The sequence below is a fragment of the Streptomyces sp. NBC_01351 genome (assembly GCF_036237315.1).
Classification (GTDB): Bacteria; Actinomycetota; Actinomycetes; order Streptomycetales; family Streptomycetaceae; genus Streptomyces.
The window spans coordinates 1,237,628-1,253,684 of the sequence record NZ_CP108356.1 but is presented as its reverse complement, the minus strand read 5'-3'; the positions used below and the strand labels follow the sequence as shown (position 1 = coordinate 1,253,684).

Genomic DNA, 16,057 nt, shown 5'->3' with positions numbered 1-16,057 from the left:
CGGGCCTTCTCGGGTTTCAGGGGCGGGATGCACGGGAGTGCGCCGGACTTGCCGGGGCGGCGGCCGGGGCCGGTAGGCGGGTAGTGAGGTGGGTGCGGCGCTGGGAGCGTGCCTGGGCCCGGGCGGCGTCGATGCGGGTGAAGTGGGCTTCGACTGCCTGCTGGGGAGTGAGCGGGCTGGGGTTCTGCCGGGCGCTGTAGTGATCGAGGTCGTACATGCCGCGCAGGACGGGGGCGGCCGAGACGAGCTGTTCGGCCAGGCCGGCCATGAGGTGCTCCGGGACCGGGCCGCTGATCCACATCTTCCAGATCGGCGCACCGATGTGGTCGGGCTGGACGATGCGCCAAGCCAGGTGGTCGGAGGAGTCGTTGAAGATGGGACGCAGTTCGGCGCGGATCGGCAGCTCCGGTGCAGGCGAGCGGGCCTGGCCCGTGCCGTCCGGCTGGCGCTCCACGGCCCAGCCGGCCTTCTGCATGTGCTCCCACGGACTGTCGTCGCCCCGATGCAGTCCGCGGAGGAGGCCGTCGGTGAATCCGGCGATGATCTCCGCCGGCACCATCCGGTCGAAGGAGGCGTTCCACGTCCAGTCGACGGACTGGATCTGCCACGGCGAGCCGGAGGCGAACGGATCGATCACCAGCCGGTGACGGGCTTCACCCGGGCCCACCAAGGTGATGCGGGTGTCACCGGGGGCTGAGGCAACGGTCCAGCCAGCGGCGAGCAGGGGATGGGTGACGTGGCGGGGGTCGCCGGGTCCGGCGAGCGGGCGGGGTGTGGTCTCGAAGGGGATCTTGGTGAGGTGGTCCTCGGCGTACGAAGCCCGCTGGCCGGGGCTCACTGCCACGGGGACGCCTCGGCGGATGCCCTGCGGACGGAGGCAGTCCGCAGGGGTTCCAAGGTGAGGTCGAGCAGGCGCAGGTCCTGCAGGACGGATGCGGCTTCGATGTACTCGCCCAGGGTCGCCTCGACGGTGTCGGTGCGGGGAACGGTGGTCTCCTGGACGAGGTAGCGGGCTATGCCGCGTAGGGCTTCGCCGAGGTGAACTGCGGTGCCTGTATCGGCGTCGACGAGCGAGGCGATCAAGGGAAGGGCATCGGCCAGGCTGGGACCGGTCCGCAGGTGGGCGGCGAGGCGGTGCAGGGTCTGGGCGGACGCGCGGATGTCTTCCGCGGTCAGCCGCGTGGTGGGTCCGTCGGTCATCGAAAGCTCCAAGGAGGGGGGGAAGGCGGTTCAGGAGCGCGTCGCCCAAGGACGCGGCCGAGGAGAGGCGGTGAAGGACCGGGGCGGGTCATCGGGTCCTTGCATAGCCGGGTGCCTTGCTGGTCCGGGCACGGGATGAGACCCAGTTGCGGCCCCACGTGGCGGCGCGCGCTGAGGAGAGGCGAGCCTGCTGCCAGGCGCCGAGCTGGTCGGGGCGCACGGACACGGAGGTGGTGCGGATCCGGTTGCTGGTCGGGACATGCCCGCGCGGGCGCATCACCGGCTCCGGGTCGGCGAGGGCGGTGGTCAGCGACTGCATCAGGTGCAGGGGAGTGCTCGCGGTGGTCTGTACGTTCCACACAGGCCCGTACTCGTTGCGGGCGCCGACCCACCAGTGGTCCTGGCTGCCGTCGCCGCCAGCCTTGACGTACTGCACGACGGCGTTTCGGTCGGGGCTGATGGCGACGAAGTGGTCGCCCTGCTGCATGCTCCACACGTTCTCGGTGAGCGGTGCCCATACGTTCGGGGCGTGCGCTGAGCGGTCCTTGGTCAGAGCGTCGGTCAGGCCCGCGACGATCTCCACAGGGGTCTGCGGGGTGAGGGTGACCTGCCAGGCCGGCTGATGTCCCTGGCCGGCGCCATGGACCTGCCAGCCGCCCGGCGGCTGGTAGGCGACGCGCACCATCTGGTCCGGCGAGTCGAAGGAGAGCGTCGTGCCGGACTTGCGGGTTATGTCCATCCAGCCTGAGGCGCGCAGGAACTCGCTGACGTGCCGCAGGTCTCCGCCGCCCGCCAGGTAGCGCGGTTCGATCAGGTGGTGCTGCTCGGCCTGCTGGGCCTGACCCCAGCCAGTCCACTGCTGCCGTCGGCTCACCGGTGCCTCCCGCGCGCCACCAGGGCGGTGGCCTGCGTGGCCGGCGGAGACGACGTGGTCAGGGGGCGGCGCGCGGCGATCTCCTCGAAGACATCCTGGTGTTCGTCCAGGTCGAGGGCGAGGTCGTACAACGTGTTGGCGGTGCGCCCGAGAGCCAGCCACATCTCCGCCGGGAAGACGCCGCTCTGGGCATGGTGCTTGGTCACGTAGGTACCGGTGCCGACCAGCGCCGACAGCCTGCCGAGGACGCCGCTGTCGGCATCCAGGACCTGCCGGAGGATCTGGGCAGCCTGCTGCGGCCCGGCCTGGGACAGCTGCGCGGAGAGCTGGTCGAGCTGCAGGGTGATGCCGGCGATGAGGGCGTCGGCGGTGACGGGTGGGGTCATGGGCGGTCCAGGGGGCTGTGCGTTACCCACGACGGCGGTCAGCGGGTGTGGCGGTGGATGGAGGCGGCCGGTGCACCGACGTGGCACGGCGGTGACATCGCGGGCCGCGGTCGGTCGGTGCCTGCGGCTTTGACGACGACGGCGCGCAGGTAGCGGCGCAACAGGAAGCGGGCGAGCACCGGTCGGCGGGCCGCGCTGAGCAGCGGGACACGGGGCCGACCGCCAGGAGCGTCAGCCGATGGCTGGGGGCGGTTGGTCTGGCGCGGGTCGGGCGCGGTCACCGGGTTCGGGCGGTGGTCCGGGTGCCGGGCGGTGGCGCGGGCAGCGTGGCCTCCGCGGCCGGGCGGGCGGCGGCGCGCAGCACGGTGGCGATACCGAGGCGGGCGAGGCGGGCGCCGGTGGCCTGGACGGCGTGGGCCTGGGCCCGGGTGTCGTCCCCGCCGAGTACGTACGCCTGTGCTGTGCTCTCCCAGACGAACCCTTCAGCGAGAAGGACCTCGGCTGAGGGTCGGGTGGTGGTGACCGCGGCGAGGGAACCGTCCTCAAGCCAGGTCATCACCACTTGCTCCTGCTGCGCACCGGGCTCGGGCTGCGGGGGGTTCATCGCGTTGTGCCGGACCTGGGCCAGGGCGATCTCGTAGCGCGGCAGCAGATCTGCGGTGACGGCGCGGGCGGCGCGCTCGGCGTCGGCGGGCACGGCGATCCCGTCGGGCTCGCGTACCCCGGCGTACGCCTCGGGGGCGACGCTGGCTGGAGCGATGGCGGCGACGAGGAACTCCTCCTCATGCCGGGGGTGGACGGTGACGTACAGGCCCATGCCGTCGTCGCGGACGAGGTGGGCGTCGGCGCCCAGGGCGTACTCGGCGAGCGCGGCGGCTACCTCGTTGAGGTCCCATACGTTCTCGGCGTGAGTGAACTGCTCCTCGTGCCGGGCGTGCTGGTGGTACTGGATGGTCCAGTGGCCGGGGAGTTCCTCGGAGAGGATGGTGGCGAACGACTCCACGTCGCGGCCGTCGTCGGGCAGGGTGCGGGGGGCGGGCATGGGCTCCTCGAACTTGGGGCGGGGGTCATCGGGTCCGTCCGGAGGCGGTAGGGGCGCGTGCGGCTGGTGGGGCGGCAGCGGGGAGGGCTGTGCCAGGCCGGGCCGGGGCCGTGGTGCGGTCGGCGAGTTCGGCGCGGGTGTGCAGAAGGTCGGCGGTTATGGGACCGAGCCGGTGTTCGGCCAGGTAGCGCATCCGGGCCGCGACGTGCCGGTCCGCAGGTCCGCCGAGGCCGCCGTAGACGGAGGCAAGAGAGTGGAGAAGCTGACCCAGGGAGGCGAGGATGCCGTCGTGCGCGGCGGTTACCTCCTCCAGCCGGTCGGACACCTCGGCCGGGTTGTCCGCTGCGCGGATGGAGTCGGCGAGGTTCGCGATCGACCGTCCCGTCGTCACGTAGTGGGGATCGGTCGTGGAGGTCGCGAACTGTGGGTCTGCCTGTACCCGGTATCCGGTGGTCTGGAGCCGGGCGACGGCGAGCTGGGCCACGGCCGCCTGATCCGCCGGCTCGACGGTCGGCGACATCCGGTGCCGGGTGACCCCGCGGACCTCGCGCAGGAAGAACGTGCGTTCCAGGATGCCGTGGGCCACCCCGTCACCGCCGTGGGCGGTGATCCGTTCGGTGTCCGCGTCCCTGGTGACCGTGATGGGCGGCGCCTTGCGCGGGTCGGCAGGCTCGTTCACCGGGCCGTCGCACGGGCCGAGGCGGGTGCCTGCACGGGTGGTGTCGGCGTAACGGCGGCTGGCGATGCGGGAGGCTGGAGTCGGGAGGCAATCTCGCCCAGCTGCTCCTGCAGCCCGTACATGCGGCGCGCTGCCCAGAACAAGTCCTGTGCGGCGGCGTCGGTTTGGTCGCCGGGCAGCGCGGCGGCCTGCCGACCGACCTCCTCCACGAGCTGGCGCACTGCGCCGATCGGGCCGGACTGCTCGGCGGCGAGCTGCCGCAGGATGCCCGCGAGCGGGCTTGTCGCGGTCGGCACCCGCGGGGAGGCGGTGACCGCCGGACCGGCCGACAGGTTCTGGGGGCCGGAGCCCTGCTGGGGGCTGGAGCGAAGAAGGAGGCCGGCCGTGATGTTCCGCGCCTCGGCGACCAGGGCCTGCAGGAGCTGGCGGGGAGGGGCACTCCAGGTGCCGTCGGCACGGATCAGGTTGGCGATCACGTCCAGGCGGCCTGGCTGGCCCTGGACGGCGATCCACCGGCCTGCCGCGTCGTCGCCGGGTGGCGCGATACCGGCGACACGGGCGATCCGATAGCCGATCTCGGACCATTCGGCGTGGTTCAACTCCCGGTCCAGCGGATGCAGGTGTGCGGTGATGTGAAGGATTGCGCGCCGGTCGCCGTCGGGACCGGAGGCGAGCGGGTGCTCCAGCGACGGGTCGGCGAGATGGTCGGCCCATGTCGCCGACTCCCAGATCCGGTCGTCGTCGGTGTAGTGGTCCAGCCGGTTCCAGTGGGCCACCACCGTGCCGCCGGGCTCGGTGGTCAGGCCCTCGGCCATGCTGACCTCGCGGCCGAGCGCCTCGGCGAGGGCTTCGTCGGCGGTCACGTCACGGGAGTGGACTTCAATGATCATGGGCTCGCTCGGGTCGGCCTTTTCGAGGGGCGGTTGATGGCCGGCGACTTCGCGCAGTGGCAGGACGGCGGTGATCACCGGCCGGGGCGGGCGTCGGCGATGTGGACGAGCTGGGCGTGGGCGGTCAGGGAGTACCAGCGGCAGTCCACGGCTTCCTCGGCATCCCCGAGGCGCTTGACCAGGTACTCCCGGAGCGCCTTCTGGTGCATCAGGCACTCCGGGCACCGCTTGGACTGGTGCACCAGGTAGCGAGGGTGGGCGGTGACGTAGGATCGGTCGCCGCCGGTGGGGTCGAGCAGCCGCCATCCGTCCTCGTCGGTGGGGGTGTGCCAGGAGGGGGCCACGACCTTCATCGCGTCGCCCCACAGCTCGCCGCCGGCGGCGCCCTTGAGGACCACGACGTGCTCGCCGGGGCGGAAGTGCTGGTGGGTGATGTCCCGGTCGGGGGTGAGCGGGTCGGGCGGGAGGTAGACGGGGTGGGTCTCGGGCACGTAGGTCCTTCCACGAAGACGCTGGGCGGCGGTGGAAGACAAAGGGTCCGGAGAATCCCCGGTTTCCGAAACCGGGGATCGGCGGCTATATTGCGCGCCGCCTGGCCTACCGGAACGGGTTCTCCGTGGGCCGGTCGCGGTCGTCGGCGGCCTCCAGCAGCTCAGGCAGATCGGTGCCCTCGGCCTCGCGCTGGTCGACCCACCACCCGGCCCTCGTCATCAGCCGGACCTGCTCCTCCAACTGGGCCCAGTCGGCTTCGTCCCAGGTCCCTTCGGCGACCAGCGCGGTGTAGGCGCGGGTCACCAGCTGGTGGCGGCTGCGCTCGCCCCAGCCCAGGATCTTTTCGGGGCCCTCCAGGGGCGGCATGTCGAACTGGGTTGCCCAGTCCGCAGCGGCGGTCTGTTCTTCGGCGCGCTTGGCGGCCAGCCACTCGGCCGTGCTGGCGGCATCCGCCTGCTGATCGGCCCGCCAGCAGTCGGTGCACTGCCGGGCGGCGAGCCAGCGGGCGTATCCAGCGCGCTGGTCCGCCGAACGGCTCGACAGGTCATGGGTGTTGGTGTGTCCACAGCTGTGGACGATCTCAAAGGACGTGGGGATGGCCACGGAGAACTCCTTGCAACAGAAGGGGTGGAGGGCTGGACCGGTCGCGTGAGCCGGTCGCACAGCGTTAGGTCTCGGCCCACTGGTGACGCGCTCCGGATGCGTGGCCGGTCAGGGTGCCGGCAGTGGTGCGGTGGAGGGTGATGGTGGCGGTCGGCGGCAGGGCAGGTGTCCTTGGATCGGGGTAGGGGGTGTGTCGGTGCGGTGTGGCTGTCAGGCCGGGGAGGGGCCCGTCGTGGTCACCGGGTTCGTCTGGCAGCCGAGGAGTGGGCGCCGAGGGTGGGTACGGGCGCGGAGGCAACCTGGGGGGTGTTTACGCGGTGCTGCGGAGGTTGGGCGGCGGCGGCCCGGGCGATGCGAGCCAGCCGTTCGGACGCGGAGTTCGCTCGGACCGGGGCGTTCGCCGGGGCCGTTTCGGCTGGATCGAGGGAGAGGTCCGCATGCACGGTGAACCCATGTCGGCGGAGGTCATGGACGGTCTGCCGGGCGCGGCGCCGCAGGTCGTGATCGGGCTGGGTCAGCCGGAACAGATCCGCTCGGCCCGGTGCAGGTTCGAACTGCTCGCGCTCCAGGTACCAGGCCGCGAGGTGGGAAGTGATGGCTGTGGTGGGACGGGCGACCACACCGTGCTCGGCGTGCAGCCCGAAATGGAAGTGCGGTTGCATGGGGGGCGTCCAGATGGGTCGGGGGAGGTCATCGACTGCAGGGCGCTCGTCCGGGGACGGAGGGCGCGGCCTTGGCAGCAGCGGGAAGTGCAGGCCGGACCGTGGTCGCAGGGCCGCCGGGTCGGGTGGCGCGGGCCTGCCGCAGCAGGGCCGGCGCGTCGGTGCGCCATCGGCGGAGGGTCTCGGCCGTGCTGGGCGGCAGGGCGGCAGGCGAGGACGGTGCCGCCGGCCACGAGGGTTCCGCCGCGTCCGGGTGAAGGAGCTGGTGGAGGCGGTCCAGGGAGGCGGAGCCCTCGGAGCCCGACACGGGGCGCACACGGGAGAGGAGTTCAGCGGCGTGGGGGCGCACGCGGCGCCACTCCACGGAGCTCTCTTCGAGGTACTGCTGCTCGGTGTGTCCGAGCGTGGCCGGGTCCAGGCGGGTGCCGTCGCTGTAGAGGCTGGACTGCTGGATTGCAGTCCACTCCACATGGAGTTCCTCGAGCCTGCCGTGTGCTGCCTCGACGGCGGCCAGGAGTCGTTCGTGGACGGCCTGCTCGTACGCGGCAGGAATGTGCCGGTGACCAGGCCGGCGGCGTGGGCCGCTTCGGAGGGCAGCACGACTGAGCGGGGGGCGTGCGGGTCGGCGTAGTTGTCGTCGAAGGAGGCGCTCGCGAAGGCGCCGAGCAGGTACTCGTGGGCGCTGCCGAGCCGTTCGACCAGGCGGAGTTCGATGCCTGCGCCGTTTGTAAGTTGGGCGGCGTACGGGATGCGGCCGTGTTCCACAGAGTCGATGAGTTCGCCCGTGTCCCACAGGAGCGGGACGAGGTCTTCCTGCCACACCGGGTGGGCGTAGACCTCGACCTTCACCGTCCACGTCCCGGGTAGGCCGTCGGCCAAGGCGGTGGCGTAGTCGCCCAGGTACGGGCGGGCGCTGCCGAAGAGGAGCAGGCGGTGTCGGCGCGCGTTCTCCGCGAGAGCAAGCAGGTTGGGCTTTGCGCTGTCCACGTCGCGCAGGGCGTACGTGCCGTCGGGGCGCCGCTCGAATCCGGGCGTGAGCTGAAGAGCGGTGTTGGCCCACCGGTACTGCTCGCCGACGGGGACGGCGACCAGGCCGTCGGCCGGGCTGAGGGCGAGGATGATCTGTGCCAGGCCCCTGGGGCGGGGCGTCGTGCGGTCGTCCATGCTCACGCCCGGCTGGCGAGGGCGTTGCGCAGGCCGTGCCCGAACGCGTGGGCATGGCGGCGGACGGCCAGCTCCAGCTCCTCGTACTGCTCGCCGCGGGTCATCTGACCGTCGTGCTTGCGGTACCGGTAGACGGGCAGCGGGAGCAGCACGCCGGGGCCCAGCGCGGTGACGCCGACGGCTGCCATGTAGTCCTCGCCCTGGACGAGTCCGCCCATGCCGCCCGCCGCGCGCACGAGGCGGGTGCGGGCCAGGATGGTCGTCGGCCCGACGGGGATGGTGTCCTGCGGCCGGGGCCAGTACGTCACCACGTCGCCGGCGGCGTGATAGCCGGGCGGGGCCGGGCATTCCCACAGGCGCCGGGAGCCGTCCGGCAGCCAGTCTTCGCTATATCCGGCGACCCACCCGAGCTCGTCGGTGAAGGTCTCCAGACGTATGCCCAGGCTCCAGTCGGGGAAGACGTCATCGTCGTCGGCCCAGTTCACGAACTCGGTGCGCACCTCGTTCAGGCCGAGGTTGCGGGCGCAGGCGGCGCCGACCGGGCGGGGCAGGGCGAGGGTCCGGATCCGGGGGTCGGCGGTGATCGGGGCAGGCACGAGGGCGGGGTCGGCGCCGTCGAGGACGAGGACTGCCTCCCAGGGCACGGTCTGCCGGGTGAGGCTGGCGTGCATCTCCTGCAGGTAGGGCAGGCGTTCGGGGCGGAGCTGGGTGGCGATGACAACGGTGATCTGCGGGGCGGACAGGGACATCTCCGGGGTGCGGTCCATGGGCGGGGCGTTCAGCGGGTGATCCGCGGTCGGGCGGGTGCGGGTGCCGGGGCGACCGGCTTGGTGATCTTCAGTGGGGTGGCGGGAGCCTGGATGGGCGCGGGCCGGTTCGAGTCCCACAGGGAGGGGGTGCCGGAGATCCGGGAGAGGGGGTCGGTGTCCCAGGACACGATGGGGCCGCTGTCGTACCAGGTCAGGGCGATGACTTCGATGCCGTGGTCGTGCAGGACGTAGCCCCATTCCAGGCCCATGGCATCGGCGTTGGCGTCGGTGACCGGGATCGGCTTCGCGGGGGTGCCGTCAACGTTGAAGACGTTGTCGAAGGGTGCGCTCGGGCCGCGGTCGCCGTGGGGGTCGAGGCGCTCCCGGACGTTGTCGGGGGCCCTTTCCAGGAGGTCCATGCCGAGGTCCTTCCAGTCGTGGGGGCCATCGATGAGGTGCCGGCGCAGAGCGTCGAGGTCACCGCCGAAGCGGTAGCGGGCGGCGCCGAGCAGGAGCGGGAGCTGGTTGTCGGGGTAGCCGTCGTAGTGGCAGTAGATGCCCTCGTAGCCGGTACCGGTGGGACGGGCGATGAAGCTGCGGGTGCTGATGGCGGTTTCCTTCGGGCAGGTGGTCAGCGGGCACGGGCGGCCGGGGGTGCGGGCAGAGCGGGTACAGGCCGGGCCACGGCCGGTGGGCGAGGCGGGAGCGCGGCGGTAGGCGTGGCGTGGCGCAGCTTCACGCCGATCCCGTGCGCGGCGAGCCGGAGTGCGACGGCCTGGATCCGTACGGCGCGGCCGGCCTCGCCGTAGGAGGCGGGGAGGAGGAACGCGGCCTGGTGGGGCACGTACTGGAATCCGTGGACGTACAGCGCTTCCCTGGCTTCCTCCGGGACGTCCTTGTACGGCGTCCCGAGCGCCCCGTCCTCGTACCAGGTCAGGGGGAGGGTCTGGTCGACCTGCGGCGGGGCCTTGCGGTGCGGGGGTTCGGGCCGGTCGATGAGGCTGCGGCGTACCGCGTGACGAGCGATCTCGTAGCGGGGCAGCAGCCGTCGGGCGATGTGGGCGGCGGCCCGGACGGGATCGTTGGGGACCGCGATGCCGTCGGGCTCCTCGACCCCTACGAAGTGGTGCGGCTTGACGTCGGGGCTGAGGGGGGCGACGACGAACTGGCGGGGCCGCAGCGGCCTGTAGCTGATGTAGAGGTGCTGGCCGTCCGGGCCGTGGAGTACGGCCTCGTGGCCCAGGACGTACTGGTGGACGATGTACTCGACGTGACCGGCGTCCCAGAGACGTTCGATGGTGTCGAACTGATTCTGGTAGGTGGGATGCTGGCGGTACTCGCTCGTCCACTGCCCGGGGAGACGGGCGGCGAGCGCGGCGGCGAAGAGGGACAGGTCGGTGCGTGCTGAGGGCATGGGTTCCCGGGTTGGTTGAACGTTTCTGCGGTCAATGCATGCGGGAGTCGGTATCGAAAAGCTGCAGTTCAGCGGGGTGCAACTGGTGCTGGACCACGAAACTTCGACCTGCGACCTTCCAGAGACCGCGGCCCCTGGTGAGGTGGGAGAGCGCTCCGGATTCGACGCTGGTCAGACCGAGGAGTCCGGCGGCGGCTGAGAGCTGGTCGGTCTCCTGCCGGTAGATCACGCGGGTAGAGCAGTCGGCCAGCAGGCCCTCGGCCAGGGCCCGGCTCTGGCTGCCGGCGTCGCCCGCGGTGAGCAGGTCGGACAGCCGGTGGATCACCATCAAGTTCGCGATGCCCAGGCCGCGGCTCAACTTCCACTGGGCCTGCATGCGCATCAGGAGTGCCGGATGCCTCATCAATCGCCACGCCTCGTCGTAAACCACCCACCTCCGGCCGCCGTACGGGTCGGTGAGGGCCGCCTCCATCCAGGCGGAGGCGCAGGTCATGGCGAGTACGAGGGCGGCGTCGTCGGTGCCGCCCAGGCGTGAGAGGTCGATGGACAGCATGGGCCGGTACGGGTCGAAGGCCGTGGTGGAGGGAGCGTCGAACATCCCGGCGAGGTCACCGAAGACCAGTCGGCGCATGGCGTGGGCGAGGTCGCGGGCTGCGTCTCCGAGGCGCCCGGCGAGCAGGCCACCGGCCAGGTCGAGACCCGGCCCGTCGGCGAGGGCGTGGGCGACGTCGCCGAGCAGAGGGGGTCTGCCGGATGCGGCAGCCCGGACGACGGCGGTGCCGAGCGCGACGTCCAGAACGGTGTGCTCCATCGGCAGCAGGTCGCGGCCGAGGACCGTACGTGCCAGGGAGCCGAGCAGCAGCAGGCGGCGCTTGCGTACCTCCCCCTGCCACTCCGCCTCCGGTACCGAGGGAGGCCGGGGCGGCGCGTCCAGCGGGTTCAGCCTGCCGGGGAGCCCGGGCCCGAGGGCGATGGACGCACCGCCCAAAGCGTGGGCGACGGCCGTCCATTCCCCCTTTGGGTCGCACGGCACGTACACCCGGTACCCGAAGGCGACGGAGCGCAGTGCCAGGCTCTTGGCGAGCGCGGACTTCCCCTGCCCGATCACACCGGCCAGCAGCACGTTGGGATTGGTGAAGCCCTCGACCTTTCCGTACAGCTCGAAGGGGTCGAACGTGAAACTGCCCTCCGCGTGGAGGTCTTTGCCGATGTAGATGCCGTCGGCGCCGAGTCCGCCTTCGGCGAGGAAGGGGTAGGCGGCGCTCGCGACGGCGGTGGTCATGCGGTGGGCGGGGAGCTTGAGGCGGCTGCCGCGGGCGGAGAAGGGGCCCGGCCGCCCTGCGGGTGGGTAGGCAGCCTCGGGGTAGACGGCCTCGGCGGGCTGCTGCTCGGAGCTGGGGCCGGCGGCGGCGCGGGCGCGGGCCTCGGCGCGGGCGGTCTGCTTGCGCAGGGCACGGCGCTGGGCCCGGCCGATGCCTTGTGGCGTGAACAGGGGGGTCGCGCTGGCTTCGCGGCGGTGGGACAAGAGGATGCTTCCGGGGTGGTGGCGGTCAGGACGCGAGGTCGGCGGGGGTGGTCTTGCGCCGCACTACGTGGGAAGCGGCGAGGTGCCGCTGGCAGATGGTCAGCACGGGCGGGCCGTCCGGGAGCCGCTCTGGGTGGCAGCCGGTGCCGTCAGACGCGGCGGGGAGCAGGTGGAAGGCGGCGTGGACGGCGTCGGCTGCCTGCCACAGGCGGGTGCGGGCCGTGGCCAGGTGACGTCCCGAGGCGGGTCGTTCGGGCCGGGTGTGCTCGGCGAGCTGCTCCAGGAGGCGGTGCAGGTCGGTGAGGTGGGCGTGGAGGGTGTCGAGGTGGTGTCGGTCGCTTGGCTGACTGGCACGGGTGGCGAGGAGGCGGGTGTGGTGGCGAAGGCCGACGGTGGCCGCCCGGAGGTACGGGTGGGCGTCGCCGACGGGGTGTTCGTCAGGGGACAAGGGGCTCCTCGTGGAGGGGGACGCCGGGGGCGGCGGGCGGATGGGGCTAGAGGGTGTTGCGGGCGAGGGGGAGGGCGCAGGCGGTGAAGGCGTCGGTCTGCTGGAAGAGCAGGCGCCGCAGGTCGACCTGGGCACTGGCAGCGGCGGTCTCCAGCTGGGCGCAGGCGGCGTCCAGGGCCTGGTCGGTGTCCGCGGAGACGGTGAGCAGTCCGGTCAGGGCGACGTCGGCGTGTCCGGAGATCAGTTGCTTCTCACGGGTCTTGACGTCGGCGTACTCGACGTTGTCGGCTTCGGACTCGACCTGGCCGCGGCGCCGGCGCTCGGAGGCGTCCGAGATGATCGCGGACTTGCGCCGCTGGACGTCCCGCAGGGCGGACTCGATGCCCTGCGGCGCGTATATAAGGGAGAAGCTGCGGCGGACGCCGGTGCTGAACATGATGCTGTGCAGGAAGCCCGAACTCGTCTCGGTCCGCGGCCAGTTCTCGATCCAGTACGTTGCGTGCCGGGCGCTGTCGGTGATGACCCGGTCGGTCTCCTCAACCTGGGCGACAGGGCCGGCGGCGGCCGGATCGGCTTCGGCGCGGCCGGTGGAGGACCACTGCTGCAGCCGGGCTGTGGCGGCGGGGTCGTACGCGGTGCGCAGCACGGCGGCTATCTCGCGGGAGCCGAGCCAGCCGGTGACGGTGAGCCCGGCGCCGCGGGCGGCCTGGGCGACGGACGCCGTGGTCTGCCCCATGACGGTGAACGCGCCGTGGAGTCCTCCGCCTGCCTGGCCGATCAGGCGCCTTGCGGCCTTGAGGTCCAGGGCGATGGCCAGATATGCCTCGTGGGGTGCGGCGGCGGGGCCGGCGGAGTCGACGAGCGCGGAGTAGATGTGTCCGGTCACGGGGGCCTGAGGGTTGCCGTGCTCGGTCCAGTGCCGGGCCAGGCTGTCGCCGGAGTCGGGCACGGTGCGTTCCAGGACTTGGACGGTGGCGACGTGCCCGGTGCGGGCGATGCCGGCGAGCGCCCTGCCCCAGGCGCTCACGTTGGCGTTCTGGGTGGCCGGATCGAGAAGTGCGAAGGCGCGGGAGCTGACCCGGGCGACGGCGGTGAGGGTCTGGCGGTGGGGGTCGTGGATCGCGGAGGCGCCGGAGGCGGCGGTGGCCACGCGCAGGGAGGCGGTGGTGCCGGGCAGGTGCAGCAGTCCCTCGACCTGGGGGCGGGAGACGGGCCGGGCCCGCCACATGGTCTGGCCGGTACGGCGGCGGTGGGCGTAGCGGGCCACCAGCGGCGCCCAGTCGATCAGGGACCGGCCTTCCCGGCGCACCCCGACCAGGACGGCGGAGGTGATCCAGACGGGGGCCAGTGCGACGGCGCCCATCAGACCGACGGTCAGCACGGCCACCAGCAGCAATGCCAGGGTCGAGGAGACGAGGACGAGCTGCGGGAGGGAGAGGCCCAGCAGGATCCCGCGCCGTGACCGGGTGGGGAATTTGACGGTGAGGGGGAGGACTTCGGACAAGGACGGTTCCCGGGGCGGGTCGGCCCGGGGCAGGGAGTGTGGTGGCCCTGCCCCGGGGTGGGCTGGCGGAGGGACTACAGGCCGGTCGGCGAGCCGGTCTGGGAGGCGCTGTCACCGTTGGCCGGAGCGCCGTGGGCCGGAGGCATCGGATCGGCGGGCGCACTGGTGCTCCACCCGCTCTGCTGGGATCCGGGGCCGCTCCAGCTCGGCGGACCGTCTGCCTGGCCGGTGTCCTGGCCGCTTCCGGTCCGGGCCTGCGGGGGCGCGGCCTGCTCCATCAGGTCGTGGAAGCCCCCGCCGGAGCTGCCGCCGGAGTCGCCCTTGCCCATGTCCATGCCGCCGGTCGGGTTGGAGGCGATGTCGCCGGGGAAGCCCCCGCCGCTGCCCGCAGCCTCGGCGCCACCACCGGCAGCGCCGGCTCCGGCCGCCGCACCGCCGGTGGCCGCCGCAGCAGCCTTGCGCGCCGCGTTCTCGGCGTGCTGACGGGCAACCGTCGCGCCGGCGCCGCCGGCGCGGTGGAGGGCTTCGCCGTCGGTTCCCTCAGCGGCCCAGTGCACGAACTTGAACGTCATGTACGGGCACAACAGGATCATGAGCATGATCACCATGCCTGCGGCGACATCCGCGAGGGCGGCGACACCGTCCTTGGCTTCGGTCTTGCCCATGGCTGCGATGCCGAGCACGAAGATGATCGTCATCAGCAGCTTGGAGACGACGAGGGTGGCGGTGGCCTCGATCCAGCCGCGGCGCCACCGTCGGGCGACCTCCCAGCCGCCGCCGGCTCCGGCGAAAACGGCCAAAGTGACGAGGATCAGGATGCCGACCTTGCGGACCATCATCACGCCCCAGAACAGGAACGCTCCGATCGCACTGCCGAGGGCTGCGACGACGGCGACGAGCCAGCCCATTCCGGCAATGGAACTGATCTGCTGAACCTTGACGATCCTGCGCACGGCGGAGGAGATGTCCGTCCCGGAAGCCGCGAACAGCCCGGTGGACAGGGCGTCGACGACTTCGATGGCGACAGTGGTGAAGGCGATGGCGCAGAAGGCGAACAAGACGCCGGAGGCCGTTCCGGTCACCGCTTGGGCGAGGGCTTGGCCGTCGCGTTTGATCGCGGCTCTCACCAACTGCGCACAGAACGTCGCGACGAGCAGCAGCAGGCCAATCGGCAGAATCGTCTCGTAGTTGTCGCGGAACCATCCCGCGCCGAGGTCGATGTTGGTGGTGCGGTCGATGGCCTTGGATGCGAGGTCCGCTGCTGCGGCGGCGACGTCACCGGCGCTTTCCGCCATCCACTTCCCGATCGCGCCGACGGGATCGGAGGCGAAGTCGATCACATCGCCGGCCTTGCAGAGGTAGCCAGCGACAGGCAGGTCACAAAAGCCCACGTCGGGCGTCCTTTCGGGAGGTACAGGCGGTAGCTACGGGGCGACGCGCGGGGCTATGGCGACCAGGCGGCAGTCCTTGCCGGGTCGGCACTGGACGGCGAGGGTGATCTGGCGGTCTTCGGCACCGCCTCCGCCGCCGTTCCAGGCGAGCTGGGTTTTGCCGCGCACCGTGACGGCGTAGATGTACGCCTCGGTGATGGCTTGCGGGTTGTCGGCCAGGGCCTGCTTGAACGCGGACGGAAAGTGCGCCTCCGACGTGGTGGCGCTCGCGTGCTGGCCGTTGTCCTTCAGCCGTGACCACAGCAACGGGTCGGGGATCTGGGCCTGGACGGAGTCCCAGTCCGCGTATGCGGACTCGCCGGTCATCCAGCTGTGCATGCCGGCGAGCTGGGCGTCGCGGCTGGTAGTGCGGGCATCGAAGGTCCACAGCATCACCGCGGTCGCCCGGGCGAACGCGAGCGGATCGGAGATCGGCGGCGGCCCGGCGACCGTGGACCCCCTTGCGGGCGCTGTCGGCACGGGAGCGGAGGGGGACTTCGGCGCACCGGTCGGGCTGGTCTGCTTGCCGGATGCCTCGGGACTCTGGTGGCTCCCGGTCCACCAAGCGACGGCGCCGGCGAGGACCAGCAGCGTGGCCAGTACACCGGCGAAAAGCAGGACGCGCCGGGGTGGCTGCCAGCCCAGGCCGAGCACGTCGAGGGAACGTTTCCTCATCGGACCTGCTGGCCGAGCGCGCTGAAGAACGCCACGATGCCGTTGGCCGCGCCCAGGCCGAGGGCCGCGCCCGCGGCCACGACGGCGCCCTTCTTGCCGTTGGCTTCGGCCTGGTGGCCGCCGGAGTGGTGGCCCCAGGCCCAGACGCCGAGGCTGACGGCCAGGGCGCCGACCACGGCCACGATCCCGAACAGGTTGATCGAGTTCACGACGGTGCGCAGGACGTCGAGGCCGGGCAGGCCGCCGCCCTTGGGCGAGACGCCCGGATCGTAGGCAAGCAGGGTGAGGCGTTCGGACAGGGGTGGGGTGAGATTGGCGGG

General features: G+C 72.1%; 21 protein-coding genes. 1 reads left to right on the top strand and 20 read right to left on the bottom strand.

Annotation, left to right across the window (positions count from 1 at the left end):
- Positions 1–16: 16 nt before the first annotated feature.
- From OG625_RS05860 to OG625_RS05810, 11 genes are all read right to left on the bottom strand, one after another.
- A complete protein-coding gene (locus tag OG625_RS05860) occupies positions 17–844 on the bottom strand; it encodes a hypothetical protein (protein ID WP_329376995.1) in 828 nt (275 codons plus the stop codon).
- The gene (locus tag OG625_RS05855; protein WP_329376994.1) at positions 835–1,200 is read right to left on the bottom strand and encodes a hypothetical protein; all 366 of its coding nucleotides are present in this window, start codon (positions 1,198–1,200) and stop codon (positions 835–837) included. Before OG625_RS05855 ends, OG625_RS05860 begins: the two co-directional genes overlap by 10 nt.
- Before the next feature lie 88 nt (positions 1,201–1,288).
- A complete protein-coding gene (locus OG625_RS05850; RefSeq protein ID WP_329376993.1) occupies positions 1,289–2,074 on the bottom strand; it encodes a DUF317 domain-containing protein in 786 nt (261 codons plus the stop codon).
- The gene (locus OG625_RS05845) at positions 2,071–2,460 is read right to left on the bottom strand and encodes a hypothetical protein (RefSeq protein WP_329376992.1); all 390 of its coding nucleotides are present in this window, start codon (positions 2,458–2,460) and stop codon (positions 2,071–2,073) included. Before OG625_RS05845 ends, OG625_RS05850 begins: the two co-directional genes overlap by 4 nt.
- Positions 2,461–2,737: 277 nt before the next feature.
- The gene (locus OG625_RS05840) at positions 2,738–3,502 is read right to left on the bottom strand and encodes a hypothetical protein (protein ID WP_329376991.1); all 765 of its coding nucleotides are present in this window, start codon (positions 3,500–3,502) and stop codon (positions 2,738–2,740) included.
- A 25-nt stretch (positions 3,503–3,527) separates the two neighbouring features.
- On the bottom strand, positions 3,528–4,181 hold the full coding sequence (locus tag OG625_RS05835) for a hypothetical protein (protein WP_329376990.1): 654 nt from the start codon (positions 4,179–4,181) through the stop codon (positions 3,528–3,530).
- Positions 4,178–5,071: a relaxase/mobilization nuclease gene (locus OG625_RS05830; protein ID WP_329376989.1), complete on the bottom strand. Its 894-nt coding sequence runs from the start codon at positions 5,069–5,071 to the stop codon at positions 4,178–4,180. Before OG625_RS05830 ends, OG625_RS05835 begins: the two co-directional genes overlap by 4 nt.
- Before the next feature lie 74 nt (positions 5,072–5,145).
- A complete protein-coding gene (locus tag OG625_RS05825) occupies positions 5,146–5,562 on the bottom strand; it encodes a hypothetical protein (protein ID WP_329376988.1) in 417 nt (138 codons plus the stop codon).
- 106 nt (positions 5,563–5,668) lie between these two features.
- Complete coding sequence (locus tag OG625_RS05820) at positions 5,669–6,166, bottom strand: hypothetical protein (RefSeq protein ID WP_329376987.1); 498 nt, start codon at positions 6,164–6,166, stop codon at positions 5,669–5,671.
- 236 nt (positions 6,167–6,402) lie between these two features.
- The gene (locus OG625_RS05815; RefSeq protein ID WP_329376986.1) at positions 6,403–6,828 is read right to left on the bottom strand and encodes a hypothetical protein; all 426 of its coding nucleotides are present in this window, start codon (positions 6,826–6,828) and stop codon (positions 6,403–6,405) included.
- Positions 6,829–6,856: 28 nt separating this feature from the next.
- Positions 6,857–7,297, bottom strand: coding sequence for a hypothetical protein (locus tag OG625_RS05810; RefSeq protein WP_329376985.1), 441 nt, complete (start codon positions 7,295–7,297; stop codon positions 6,857–6,859).
- Here OG625_RS05810 and OG625_RS05805 point away from each other — a divergent pair, their 5' ends adjacent.
- The gene (locus tag OG625_RS05805; RefSeq protein WP_329376984.1) at positions 7,298–7,459 is read left to right on the top strand and encodes a hypothetical protein; all 162 of its coding nucleotides are present in this window, start codon (positions 7,298–7,300) and stop codon (positions 7,457–7,459) included. It abuts the gene before it with no gap.
- Between the two features lie 535 nt (positions 7,460–7,994).
- On the opposite strand, the gene OG625_RS05800 is transcribed toward OG625_RS05805, so the two are convergent.
- From OG625_RS05800 to OG625_RS05760, 9 genes are all read right to left on the bottom strand, one after another.
- Entirely contained in the window at positions 7,995–8,759 is a 765-nt protein-coding gene (locus OG625_RS05800; protein ID WP_329376983.1) for a glycosyltransferase family 2 protein, read from the bottom strand.
- An 11-nt stretch (positions 8,760–8,770) separates the two neighbouring features.
- Entirely contained in the window at positions 8,771–9,160 is a 390-nt protein-coding gene (locus tag OG625_RS05795; protein WP_329376982.1) for a hypothetical protein, read from the bottom strand.
- 212 nt (positions 9,161–9,372) lie between these two features.
- Positions 9,373–10,155 (bottom strand): hypothetical protein, encoded by a 783-nt coding sequence (locus OG625_RS05790; RefSeq protein ID WP_329376981.1) that lies wholly within the window; start codon positions 10,153–10,155, stop codon positions 9,373–9,375.
- Positions 10,156–10,186: 31 nt separating this feature from the next.
- Entirely contained in the window at positions 10,187–11,680 is a 1,494-nt protein-coding gene (locus OG625_RS05785) for an ATP-binding protein (protein ID WP_329376980.1), read from the bottom strand.
- A 25-nt stretch (positions 11,681–11,705) separates the two neighbouring features.
- Complete coding sequence (locus OG625_RS05780; RefSeq protein ID WP_329376979.1) at positions 11,706–12,128, bottom strand: DUF6238 family protein; 423 nt, start codon at positions 12,126–12,128, stop codon at positions 11,706–11,708.
- Positions 12,129–12,174: 46 nt separating this feature from the next.
- Positions 12,175–13,632, bottom strand: a complete 1,458-nt coding sequence (locus OG625_RS05775; protein ID WP_329376978.1) for an SCO6880 family protein — start codon at positions 13,630–13,632, stop codon at positions 12,175–12,177.
- 74 nt (positions 13,633–13,706) lie between these two features.
- Positions 13,707–15,023: an SCO6881 family protein gene (locus OG625_RS05770; RefSeq protein WP_329376977.1), complete on the bottom strand. Its 1,317-nt coding sequence runs from the start codon at positions 15,021–15,023 to the stop codon at positions 13,707–13,709.
- Positions 15,024–15,056: 33 nt separating this feature from the next.
- Positions 15,057–15,737 (bottom strand): hypothetical protein, encoded by a 681-nt coding sequence (locus tag OG625_RS05765; protein WP_329376976.1) that lies wholly within the window; start codon positions 15,735–15,737, stop codon positions 15,057–15,059.
- Positions 15,734–16,036 carry a DUF6112 family protein gene (locus OG625_RS05760; protein WP_386391660.1) on the bottom strand — a complete coding sequence of 101 codons (303 nt, stop codon included), beginning with the start codon at positions 16,034–16,036 and terminating at the stop codon, positions 15,734–15,736. Before OG625_RS05760 ends, OG625_RS05765 begins: the two co-directional genes overlap by 4 nt.
- Positions 16,037–16,057: the final 21 nt, after the last annotated feature.

Bases quoted from the DNA above. Each gene is read 5' to 3' on its own strand.
- OG625_RS05765 (WP_329376976.1), bottom strand. From the start codon at position 15,737: ATGAGGAAACGTTCCCTCGACGTGCTCGGCCTGGGCTGGCAGCCACCC.
- OG625_RS05840 (WP_329376991.1), bottom strand. From the start codon at position 3,502: ATGCCCGCCCCCCGCACCCTGCCCGACGACGGCCGCGACGTGGAGTCG.
- OG625_RS05815 (WP_329376986.1), bottom strand. From the start codon at position 6,828: ATGCAACCGCACTTCCATTTCGGGCTGCACGCCGAGCACGGTGTGGTC.
- OG625_RS05855 (WP_329376994.1), bottom strand. From the start codon at position 1,200: ATGACCGACGGACCCACCACGCGGCTGACCGCGGAAGACATCCGCGCG.
- OG625_RS05790 (WP_329376981.1), bottom strand. From the start codon at position 10,155: ATGCCCTCAGCACGCACCGACCTGTCCCTCTTCGCCGCCGCGCTCGCC.
- OG625_RS05795 (WP_329376982.1), bottom strand. From the start codon at position 9,160: ATGGACCTCCTGGAAAGGGCCCCCGACAACGTCCGGGAGCGCCTCGAC.
- OG625_RS05830 (WP_329376989.1), bottom strand. From the start codon at position 5,071: ATGATCATTGAAGTCCACTCCCGTGACGTGACCGCCGACGAAGCCCTC.
- OG625_RS05845 (WP_329376992.1), bottom strand. From the start codon at position 2,460: ATGACCCCACCCGTCACCGCCGACGCCCTCATCGCCGGCATCACCCTG.
- OG625_RS05800 (WP_329376983.1), bottom strand. From the start codon at position 8,759: ATGGACCGCACCCCGGAGATGTCCCTGTCCGCCCCGCAGATCACCGTT.
- OG625_RS05805 (WP_329376984.1), top strand. From the start codon at position 7,298: ATGGAGTTCCTCGAGCCTGCCGTGTGCTGCCTCGACGGCGGCCAGGAG.